The sequence below is a fragment of the Yersinia sp. Marseille-Q3913 genome, from assembly GCF_963892745.1.
Classification (GTDB): domain Bacteria; phylum Pseudomonadota; class Gammaproteobacteria; order Enterobacterales; family Enterobacteriaceae; genus Yersinia; species Yersinia bercovieri.
Window position 1 is genome coordinate 67,787 of the sequence record NZ_CAWQAF010000014.1, and the last position, 10,853, is coordinate 78,639.

Here is a 10,853-nt window from a genome sequence, read left to right on the forward strand (position 1 = left end):
TAAAACACGGAATATCCCAGTGAAAAATCGTATTATTCCCTCGGTTAATTCGTAAAGCGAATATTTAAGAAAGACTTACAGTTCGCCGAGTCATCACGCGCAAAGAGGGTAATCAGTCGATATTGACCAAAAGAAAATGCAGAAAAGAGGAAATGGGATAGGCGGGTCTTAATGTTTAATAAACAAAACAAAGTGTGTTTTTAAGCATAAAAAAGGCGTGGACTCAGCCACGCCAATCAAGTTGAATCTGAGTGCTAAAGCTTAGTTTGTCGCTTTGGCAGCCCAGGTATCACGCAAGCCTACAGTGCGGTTAAAGACCAGCGCATCAGGGCGGGAGTAGCGGCTATCAGCACAGAAATAACCTTCACGTTCAAACTGATAGGTTTTCTCTGGCACAGCATCAGCGAGGCTTGGCTCAACGAAGCCCTGACGGATAACCAAAGACTCTGGGTTAATCGTCGACAGGAAATCTTCTGCAGCAGCCGGGTTTGGTACACTAAACAAACGATCGTATAAACGAATTTCCGCAGGTAAGGCATGTTTAACCGAAACCCAGTGAATAACGCCTTTCACTTTACGGCCATCTGCGGGATCTTTATTTAATGTTTCGGCGTCATAGCTGCAATAAAGCGTCGTAACATTACCTTCAGCGTCCTTCTCGACACGTTCAGCTTTAATCACGTAAGCATTGCGCAGGCGCACTTCTTTGCCCAGTACCAAGCGCTTATATTGCTTATTCGCCTCTTCGCGGAAGTCAGCGCGATCAATATAAATCTCGCTATCAAATGGAACCTGACGGGTGCCCATATCCGGATTATTCGGATGATTTGGCATCGTCAACCACTCCTCCCCAGCCGCGCGGTTTTCGATAATCACTTTGATCGGATCAAGAACTGCCATGGCCCGTGGGGCATTTTCGTTCAGATCATCACGGATACATGACTCCAGTGACATCATTTCAACGTTGTTATCCTGCTTAGTCACACCAATACGGCGGCAGAATTCGCGGATAGAGGCTGCGGTGTAGCCACGGCGACGCAAGCCAGAAATAGTCGGCATACGTGGGTCATCCCAGCCCTCTACAACCTTCTCCGTCACCAGTTGGTTCAGCTTGCGCTTAGACATAATGGCGTATTCGAGATTCAGGCGGGAGAACTCATATTGGCGCGGATGGCACTCAATGGAGATATTATCCAGCACCCAATCATACAAGCGGCGGTTATCCTGGAACTCCAGCGTACAGAGTGAATGGGTGATCCCTTCAATCGCATCAGAAATGCAATGGGTAAAGTCATACATCGGGTAGATGCACCACTTGTTACCCGACTGGTGGTGTTCAGCAAACTTAATGCGATACAGCACCGGATCACGCATCACAATAAAAGGTGACGCCATGTCGATTTTAGCACGCAGGCACGCGGTGCCTTCAGCAAAACCCCCGGCACGCATTTTTTCAAACAGCGCCAGGTTCTCTTCCACACTGCGGTCGCGATATGGGCTATTTTTACCCGGTGCAGTCAGTGTGCCGCGATATTCGCGCATCTGCTCAGCCGTTAACTCATCCACATAGGCCAGGCCCTTGTTAATCAGCTCTATCGCGTACTGGTACAGTTGATCAAAATAGTCTGAGGAGTAACGTACATCACCGCTCCAGGTGAATCCTAGCCACTCTACGTCGTGCTTAATAGAGTCAACAAACTCGACGTCTTCTTTCACCGGGTTGGTGTCATCAAAACGCAGATTGCATTGGCCATTATAATCTTGTGCGATGCCAAAATTCAGGCAAATGGATTTCGCATGACCTATATGCAGGTAGCCGTTTGGCTCCGGCGGGAAGCGGGTATGAACCGACGTGTGTTTGCCGCTGGCTAAATCTTCGTCAATGATCTGACGGATAAAATTACTTGGGCGGGCTTCTGCCTCACTCATTGTTCTATTCCTCAATGCAAACGCAACAAATATAACCGTATATTTACCTAATAGATTTCAAGATGCAGGAAGGCGGCAAGCGAGAGAATCCCGATGAGCTTACACAAGTAAGTGATTCGGGTGAATGAGAACAGCCAACACACCTGCAACTTGAAGGATGACAGGTATAATCCAACAAGCCCGGCCCGGAAACAACCGTTTGTTACCGCAAACAAAACAAAAAACGGGAAGAGATTGCTCTCTTCCCGCTGCTTTGATGAAAACTCAGGTCAGGTGCTCAGGAGTTCAGCACCTCTGTGAACTGATTATTTGCCACGAATCTCAAACAATTGGCTTTGACCGGCGACCACTGTGTCACCTGCCAGAAGCGAGATACCGGCGTAATCATCAATATTGCTAACCACAACTGGGCTAATCATTGAGCGCGCATTGGCATTCAGGTAAGCCAGATCCAGCTCCAGCACTGGCTGACCGGCAACCACAGTGGCGCCCTCTTCAACCAGGCGGGCAAAGCCCTGACCATTGAGTTTCACCGTATCAATCCCGATATGAACCACAATTTCAGCGCCGGTTTCAGTTTCCAGACAGAATGCATGGTCAGTATTGAAGATTTTAACGATGGTGCCGTTTGCCGGAGAAACCACCATTTTATCGGTAGGACGAATGGCAACACCCTCACCCACAGCTTTGCTGGCAAAGGCTTCATCAGGAACCTGTTCCAGTGCCACTACATCACCGGTAATAGGCGAAACCAAGACTAATGAAGCTGTTTTCGCGCTATTAATGACCGCCTGAGGCTGGGCAACAGCAGGTGCAGCAGTGCTGCTTGCCGCAGGAACCGGGCCACCCGCTAACACGGCACGCATGGCTGAAGCAATCAGTTCCGCACGAGTACCGACAATCACTTGCACACTCTGTTTATTCAGGCGAATCACACCTGACGCCCCTAAACGCTTCGCCACAGTGTCATTAACCAATGCGGAGTCTTTCACGTTCAAACGCAGGCGAGTAATACAGGCGTCGATGCCAGTCAGGTTATCTGAACCACCGATAGCACCGATATAGCGACGAGCCAGGCCATTGATTTCACTTTCGTTGACGGCAGGCGCGTTATTTACATTCACGTCATAACCATCTTCTTCGCTACCCTCAACCGCCAGTTCACGGCCTGGAGTCAGCAAGTTGAATTTCTGGATAGTGAAACGGAACACCACATAGTAAATGGCGAAGAACACCAAACCTTGTGGGATCAGCATGTACCAGTGTGTCGCCAGCGGGTTACGGGATGAGAGCACCATATCCACCAGACCAGCACTGAAACCAAAGCCCGCGATCCAATGCATACTCGCAGCGATGAACACGGAAATCCCGGTCAACACGGCGTGGATGAAGTACAGCACCGGTGCGACGAACATGAAGGAGAACTCAAGCGGTTCAGTGATACCGGTGAAGAAGGCGGCAAACGCACCCGCCAACATGATACCTGCCACTTTCGCTCTATTTTCCGGACGTGCGCAGTGATAAATCGCCAATGCCGCCCCCGGTAAACCGAACATCATGATCGGGAAGAAACCAGCCTGATAACGGCCAGTGATACCCACGACGGCTTTACCGGCGTCGATAGACTGTTGGCCACCCAGGAAGTTAGGAATATCGTTAATACCGGCAACGTCAAACCAGAACACGGAGTTCAGGGCGTGATGCAGACCGACTGGGATCAGTAAACGGTTGAAGAAGGCATAAATACCCGCGCCAACAGAACCCATATCTTTGATGTATTCGCCGAAGGTCACCAATGCGTTATAAATCAGCGGCCAAACGTACATCAGGATGAAAGCGACAACAATCATCAAGAAAGAGGTCAGGATCGGAACCAGACGGCGGCCACTGAAGAAGGAGAGCGCTTTTGGTAACTCAACGCTGCTAAAGCGGTTGTACAACTCAGCAGAGATGATACCCACCAGGATACCCACAAACTGGTTGTTGATTTTACCGAACGCAGCTGGAACCTGATCAACCGGGATCTTTTGAATCATCGAAACCGCCGCAGGCGAACACAGCGTGGTTAAGACCAGGAAGCCGACAAAGCCGGTCAGTGCAGCAGCACCATCTTTGTCTTTTGACATACCGTAAGCCACACCAATGGCGAACAGCACGGACATATTGTCGATAATCGCGGCACCGGATTTGATAAATAATGCCGCTAGCGCATTATCACCCCCCCAGCTAACGGGGTCGATCCAATAACCAACACCCATCAATATTGCAGCCGCAGGCAGTGTGGCCACAGGGACCATCAAAGCCCGGCCTACTTTTTGCAAGTAACTAAGAATATTCACCTTTCCCCCTATTCGTCCGATATCGGACCCTTTAAGTAGTTTATTTATTTTTACTCACTACCTTTTAGAAAAACGCATTGCACACTTTTATTTATTCACCGCATGTATGACTCATTGTGGAGTGTAAAAAAATTATTTCGTAACGCAAATTAAAACCCCCTATTTTGTGATAAATGTCACCAAAAACCAGTGAAAAAGCATCAATGCACTAGCCAGGATACAAAACTTATTTTATCATTCGAAAAATGAACAAAGCATTGTACCGGCGCATGAGTCAAAATCTGAGTTACGCTTAGCTGAATGATTCAAACCGCGTAGAGTATAGCCACTATTAGCAATCCTAAGAGGTGCACGATGAGACTTATCCCACTGAAAAACACCACAGAAGTTGGTAAATGGGCAGCACGTCATATAGTTAACCGTATTAATGCATTCAAACCAACTGCTGAGCGCCCGTTTGTTTTGGGTCTGCCAACTGGTGGTACACCGATGGAAGCTTACAAACACTTGGTCGCGATGCATAAAGCCGGCGAAGTCAGCTTCAAAAATGTTGTCACTTTCAACATGGATGAGTATGTCGGCTTGCCGCAAGAGCACCCAGAAAGCTACTACACCTTCATGCACACTAACTTCTTCGATCATGTTGATATCCCTGCCGAGAACATTAACTTGTTGAATGGTAACGCGCCGGATATCGATGAAGAGTGCCGTCGTTACGAAGCGAAAATTAAGTCTTACGGCAAAATCAACCTGTTCATGGGTGGCGTAGGCGTTGACGGCCATATCGCCTTTAATGAACCCGCTTCCTCTTTGGCTTCCCGTACCCGTATCAAAACTCTGACCCAAGAAACCCGTATCGCTAACTCACGCTTCTTTGGTGGTGATGCAAATCTCGTGCCTAAATATGCACTTACTGTGGGTGTGGGTACATTGTTGGATGCGGAAGAAGTGATGATTCTGGTGACCGGCCACGGTAAAGCTCAAGCATTGCAAGCCGCTGTTGAAGGTAGCATCAACCACATGTGGACCATCAGCTGTCTGCAACTCCATGCCAAGGCCATCATGGTGTGTGACGAACCTTCCACTATGGAATTGAAAGTTAAGACTGTAAAATACTTCCACGAATTGGAAGCTGAAAATATCAAAGATCTTTAATCGTTATCAGGGGGCTAAGATGTACGCTTTAACTCACGGCCGTATTTATACCAGCCATGAAGTATTGGATAATCATGCTGTAGTCGTGGCTGATAGATTGATCGAACGTATCTGTCCTGTCGATGAACTTCCGGCTGGTATTGAGATACGTGATTTGGGTGGTGCCATTCTGGCCCCCGGTTTTATTGATGTTCAGTTGAATGGTTGCGGCGGCGTGCAATTCAATGACTCTCTTGAGGCTATCTCAGAAGAGACGCTGGATATCATGCAGCGCGCTAATGAAAAATCCGGTTGCACCAGCTTCCTGCCAACACTGATTACTTGCAGTGATGAATTTATGAAGCACGGCGTTGATGTCATGCGCTCATACCTGCAAAAAAACCAGCATCAAGCACTGGGCCTGCATCTGGAAGGGCCGTATCTTAACCCGTTGAAGAAAGGCACCCATAATCCGGCGTTTATCCGTAAACCTAGCGCCGAAATGATTGATTATCTCTGTGCTAATGCAGATGTGATTACCAAACTCACTCTGGCACCAGAAATGGTTGATGCGAAATATATTCAGCAGCTAACAGAAGCAGGTATTTTAGTTTCTGCGGGTCACTCGAATGCCACCTATAAACAGGCCCGTAAAGGGTTCTCCGCTGGCATCCGCTTTGCGACGCACCTTTATAACGCAATGCCGTACATTACGGGGCGCGAGCCAGGTTTGATCGGGGCAATTTTTGATACGCCTGAGGTTTATACTGGCGTTATCGCGGATGGTCTGCATGTTGATTGGGCCAATATCCGTAGCGCAAAACAGCTGAAAGGTGACAAGCTGGTACTGGTTACCGATGCCACCGCGCCGGCAGGGGCTGAAATTGATCAATTTATTTTTGCTGGTAAAACAATATACTATCGCGATGGCTTATGTGTGGATGAAAATGGCACACTAAGTGGTTCAGCACTGACGATGATCGAAGCGGTTCAAAATAGTGTTGAGCATGTTGGCATCGCGCTAGATGAAACATTGCGCATGGCGACACTTTATGCGGCCCGCGCCATTGGCGTGGATAAGCAGTTAGGGAGTATTGAAGTCGGCAAAGTAGCCAACCTGACTGCCTTTACCCGCGATTATAAAATCACTAAAACCATCGTTAACGGCAACGAGGTTTTAAAATAAGCGAGTAATTTTATTGATGAGCACCGGCGGACAGTCACAAATTGGTAATGTGGATCTTGTGAAGCAACTCAATGGTGCCGTAGTTTACCGGCTTATTGATCAGCAAGGCCCGATTTCGCGTATTCAGATTGCCGATCTCAGCCAGCTAGCCCCCGCCAGTGTCACCAAAATTACCCGCCAACTGTTGGAGCGCGGGCTGATCAAAGAGGTCGATCAGCAAGCCTCCACCGGTGGTCGCCGCGCTATATCCATCGTCACAGAAAACCGTCAGTTCCATACCATTGCCGTCCGTCTTGGTCGCCATGATGCCACCATTACCCTGTTTGACATGAGCGGTAAGTCGCTGGGTGAAGAGCACTATTCGCTGCCCGAACGCACGCAAGAAACACTGGAACATGCACTTTTCAATATCATTAGCCAGTTTATTGAAGCTTATCAGCGCAAATTACGTGAACTGATCGCCATTGCCGTCATCCTCCCTGGGCTAGTCGAGCCAAGCAAAGGCATCGTGCGCTATATGCCCCATATCAGTGTCAGCAACTGGCCGTTAGTCGAAAATCTGCAAAATCGGTTCAATGTCACCAGCTTTGTGGGTCATGATATTCGTAGTCTGGCGCTGGCTGAGCACTATTTTGGTGCAACCCGTGATTGCGAAGACTCCATATTGGTTCGCCTGCACCGAGGAACGGGGGCGGGGATCATCGTCAATAGCCAGATATTTTTAGGCAGTAACGGCAACGTAGGGGAGATCGGCCATATCCAGATAGACCCCCTAGGTGAGCGCTGTTATTGTGGCAACTTTGGTTGTCTGGAAACCGTCGCCTCCAATGCGGCAATTGAAAACCGTGTGCGCCACCTGCTCACACAGGGCTACCCAAGCAAGTTAACACTGGATGATTGTCATATTGGTGCTATCTGCAAAGCGGCTAATCGGGGTGATTTACTGGCCAGTGAAGTGATTGAGCATGTGGGCCGCTATCTGGGCAAAGCCATCTCTATCGCCATCAACTTATTTAATCCGCAAAAAGTCGTGATTGCCGGTGAAATCATCGAAGCCGACAAAATTCTGCTTCCTGCCATCCAGGGCTGCATTAACACGCAAGTGCTGAAAAACTTCCGCCACAATCTACCGATAGTCACATCGCAACTTGACCATCAATCCGCAATCGGTGCTTTTGCTCTGGCGAAGCGCGCCATGTTGAATGGTGTCTTGTTGCAGCGCTTGTTAGAAAACTAACCCGCTGATAAGGAAGTTGCATGGTCGATCCCCTAATCGACCATGTTATAGTGACTCATTACCGCGCTAAAAGAGTAAGTTAACCAATGACAATTAAAAGCGTTATATGTGATATCGATGGTGTGTTGCTGCATGACAATAAAGCGATTCTGGGTGCCAATGACTTCTTAACTCGCGTGCAAAATGCCGGGATGCCACTGGTTATCCTGACCAACTACCCATCACAAACTGCACAAGATCTGGCTAACCGCTTTATCACCGCTGGGCTTGATGTGCCGGAAAGTGCGTTTTATACCTCAGCCATGGCTACCGCTGATTTCCTGCGCCGTCAGGATGGTAAAAAAGCCTATGTGGTTGGCGAAGGCGCATTGGTTCACGAATTGTATAAAGCGGGCTTTACCATCACTGACATCAATCCAGATTTTGTGATTGTCGGTGAAACTCGCTCTTATAACTGGGATATGATGCATAAAGCCGCCTATTTTGTCGCCAATGGCGCACGCTTTATTGCCACCAACCCAGATAGCCACGGCCACGGCTTCGCGCCAGCCTGTGGTGCGCTCTGCGCCCCAATTGAGAAGATCTCCGGCCGCAAGCCATTTTATGTCGGTAAACCTAGCCCGTGGATCATCCGTGCCGCGCTGAATAAAATGCAGGCGCATTCAGAAAGCACCGTTATTGTGGGTGATAACTTGCGCACCGATATTCTGGCAGGTTTCCAGGCGGGCCTTGAGACTATTTTGGTCCTGTCCGGTGTTTCAACCTTGCCAGATATCGAAGCCATGCCATTCCGTCCGAGTTACGTTTACCCTTCTGTTGCCGAAATCGATATTATCTAATTCCTGCTGGCGGCGATGGCCGCCACGCCCTTTTGCGTCTCACTCCCTTTTTTAGTGCAATGCACCAAAGTTTCTTGCCATTTCTCCCTGTTTTGGCGCATTTTCTTTGTATGCACCGCCGCCGCGCCAGCTATTGCGCTAAAACACTAGCAGAGTAAATTGGCGTGTTTTTTGCATCTATTTAGGACATACAGCTTAATATTATTCGGATGACTGCATCGTCATGGGGCATAGCTTGCATCAATCACAAGCAAGTGTGCGCAAAACAGTTCCAGCGATGAACGACTCAAATTCAACATCATCACCGCCAAAGCAGAGAAGTTAGGGAGATTATTATGTGTTCTATTTTCGGGGTCCTCGACCTTAAAACCGACCCCATTGAACTGCGCAAAAAAGCGCTGGAAATGTCACGTTTAATGCGCCACCGTGGACCGGACTGGTCTGGTGTGTGGGCAAATGATAAAGCAATTCTCGCCCACGAACGTCTATCCATTGTTGACGTTAATACCGGCGCCCAACCTCTGCTTAATGAGGCGCGTACCCATATTCTGGCGGTCAACGGTGAGATCTATAACCATCAGGCATTGCGTCAGCAATATGGCGACCGATACGCATTCCAAACTGGCTCAGACTGTGAAGTTATTTTGGCGCTGTATCAGGAGAAAGGGCCTGAATTCCTTGATGATCTGCAAGGCATGTTCGCTTTCGTCTTATACGATACCGAAAAAGACGCTTACCTGATTGGCCGTGACCATCTGGGGATTATCCCGCTATATATGGGCCACGATGAACACGGCAACATGTATGTCGCCTCTGAAATGAAAGCACTGGTCCCAGTTTGCCGCACCATCAAAGAGTTCCCTGCGGGCAGCTATCTGTGGAGCCAGGATGGCGAAATCCGCGAATATTATCATCGCGACTGGTTTGATTTCGATAACGTAAAAAACAATGTTACCGATAAAGTACAACTGGCTAACGCATTAGAGGAAGCGGTAAAAAGTCACCTGATGTCTGACGTCCCTTACGGCGTGCTGCTGTCTGGTGGGCTGGACTCCTCCGTTATCTCGGCTATCACCAAAAAATTTGCTGCCCGTCGAGTCGAAGACGATGAACGCAGTGAGGCCTGGTGGCCACAACTACACTCTTTCGCCGTGGGTTTGATTGGCTCACCGGATTTACGTGCTGCGAAAGAGGTCGCTAACCACTTAGGCACTGTGCACCATGAAATTCATTTCACCGTGCAAGAAGGTCTGGATGCAATCCGCGATGTGATTTATCACATTGAAACCTATGACGTCACCACGATCCGCGCCTCGACACCAATGTATCTGATGTCCCGTAAAATCAAGGCGATGGGCATCAAAATGGTGCTGTCTGGCGAAGGTTCTGACGAAGTATTTGGTGGTTACCTCTATTTCCACAAAGCGCCAAACGCCAAAGAGTTGCATGAAGAGACCGTGCGTAAGCTGCTGGCCCTGCATATGTTTGACTGCGCCCGCGCCAACAAAGCGATGTCCGCCTGGGGTGTTGAAGCTCGTGTGCCCTTCCTGGATAAGAACTTCCTTGATGTTGCGATGCGTATCAACCCGCAGGACAAAATGTGCGGCAATGGCAAAATGGAAAAACATGTCCTGCGTGAATGTTTCGAATCCTATTTGCCACACAGCGTTGCATGGCGTCAAAAAGAGCAATTCTCCGATGGCGTGGGTTATAGCTGGATTGACACATTAAAAGAGAAAGCTGCCGAGCAAGTCACTGATCAACAGATGGAAACTGCTCACTTCCGTTTCCCATACAACACGCCATCGTCAAAAGAGGGCTATCTGTATCGCGAAATTTTTGAAGAGCTGTTCCCGCTGCCAAGTGCGGCTGAGTGTGTTCCTGGCGGCCCGTCAGTGGCGTGTTCATCAGCTAAAGCTATCGAATGGGATGAATCATTCAAAAATATGGATGACCCATCAGGTCGCGCGGTAGGTGTCCATCAGGACGCTTATAAATAACTGAATTAACTTACGGATGATCAATCTATCCGTCTCAACATTCTGCTATTAAGGTCGCCTTTGGCGGCCTTGTGTTATTGATAAAGTATCTGTAGCGGAGAAAACAGGCAGATCGTAAAGACGCCATAAATCCATCCCTGGAGGCTCGAGCCGCGCCATCCCTGGCGCGGACGCTTTACTCTTCTACCC

General features: G+C 48.8%; 7 protein-coding genes. 5 read left to right on the forward strand and 2 right to left on the reverse strand.

Annotated elements, in window-relative coordinates; all coding sequences use genetic code 11:
* Positions 1–261: 261 nt before the first annotated feature.
* Together glnS and nagE are read right to left on the reverse strand one after the other, a co-directional pair.
* A complete protein-coding gene (gene glnS, locus AACW11_RS07945; RefSeq protein WP_212586377.1) occupies positions 262–1,929 on the reverse strand; it encodes a glutamine--tRNA ligase in 1,668 nt (555 codons plus the stop codon).
* 305 nt (positions 1,930–2,234) lie between these two features.
* On the reverse strand, positions 2,235–4,268 hold the full coding sequence (gene nagE, locus AACW11_RS07950) for an N-acetylglucosamine-specific PTS transporter subunit IIBC (protein ID WP_212586378.1): 2,034 nt from the start codon (positions 4,266–4,268) through the stop codon (positions 2,235–2,237).
* A gap of 354 nt (positions 4,269–4,622) precedes the next feature.
* Between nagE and nagB the strand changes: the two genes are divergently transcribed.
* The 5 genes from nagB (at position 4,623) to asnB (ending at position 10,664) form a co-directional block, all read left to right on the forward strand.
* Positions 4,623–5,423, forward strand: a complete 801-nt coding sequence (nagB, locus tag AACW11_RS07955; protein WP_005277154.1) for a glucosamine-6-phosphate deaminase — start codon at positions 4,623–4,625, stop codon at positions 5,421–5,423.
* Between the two features lie 19 nt (positions 5,424–5,442).
* Positions 5,443–6,588: an N-acetylglucosamine-6-phosphate deacetylase gene (gene nagA, locus AACW11_RS07960; RefSeq protein WP_212586379.1), complete on the forward strand. Its 1,146-nt coding sequence runs from the start codon at positions 5,443–5,445 to the stop codon at positions 6,586–6,588.
* A 16-nt stretch (positions 6,589–6,604) separates the two neighbouring features.
* Positions 6,605–7,825, forward strand: a complete 1,221-nt coding sequence (nagC, locus tag AACW11_RS07965; RefSeq protein ID WP_212586380.1) for a DNA-binding transcriptional regulator NagC — start codon at positions 6,605–6,607, stop codon at positions 7,823–7,825.
* A gap of 86 nt (positions 7,826–7,911) precedes the next feature.
* Positions 7,912–8,664 (forward strand): HAD-IIA family hydrolase, encoded by a 753-nt coding sequence (locus AACW11_RS07970; RefSeq protein WP_212586381.1) that lies wholly within the window; start codon positions 7,912–7,914, stop codon positions 8,662–8,664.
* Between the two features lie 335 nt (positions 8,665–8,999).
* Positions 9,000–10,664: an asparagine synthase B gene (asnB, locus tag AACW11_RS07975; RefSeq protein ID WP_212586382.1), complete on the forward strand. Its 1,665-nt coding sequence runs from the start codon at positions 9,000–9,002 to the stop codon at positions 10,662–10,664.
* Positions 10,665–10,853: the final 189 nt, after the last annotated feature.

Coding starts and splice junctions, on each gene's coding strand:
- glnS (WP_212586377.1), bottom strand. CDS start 1,929: ATGAGTGAGGCAGAAGCCCGCCCAAGTAATTTTATCCGTCAGATCATT.
- nagB (WP_005277154.1), top strand. CDS start 4,623: ATGAGACTTATCCCACTGAAAAACACCACAGAAGTTGGTAAATGGGCA.
- nagA (WP_212586379.1), top strand. CDS start 5,443: ATGTACGCTTTAACTCACGGCCGTATTTATACCAGCCATGAAGTATTG.
- nagC (WP_212586380.1), top strand. CDS start 6,605: ATGAGCACCGGCGGACAGTCACAAATTGGTAATGTGGATCTTGTGAAG.
- AACW11_RS07970 (WP_212586381.1), top strand. CDS start 7,912: ATGACAATTAAAAGCGTTATATGTGATATCGATGGTGTGTTGCTGCAT.
- asnB (WP_212586382.1), top strand. CDS start 9,000: ATGTGTTCTATTTTCGGGGTCCTCGACCTTAAAACCGACCCCATTGAA.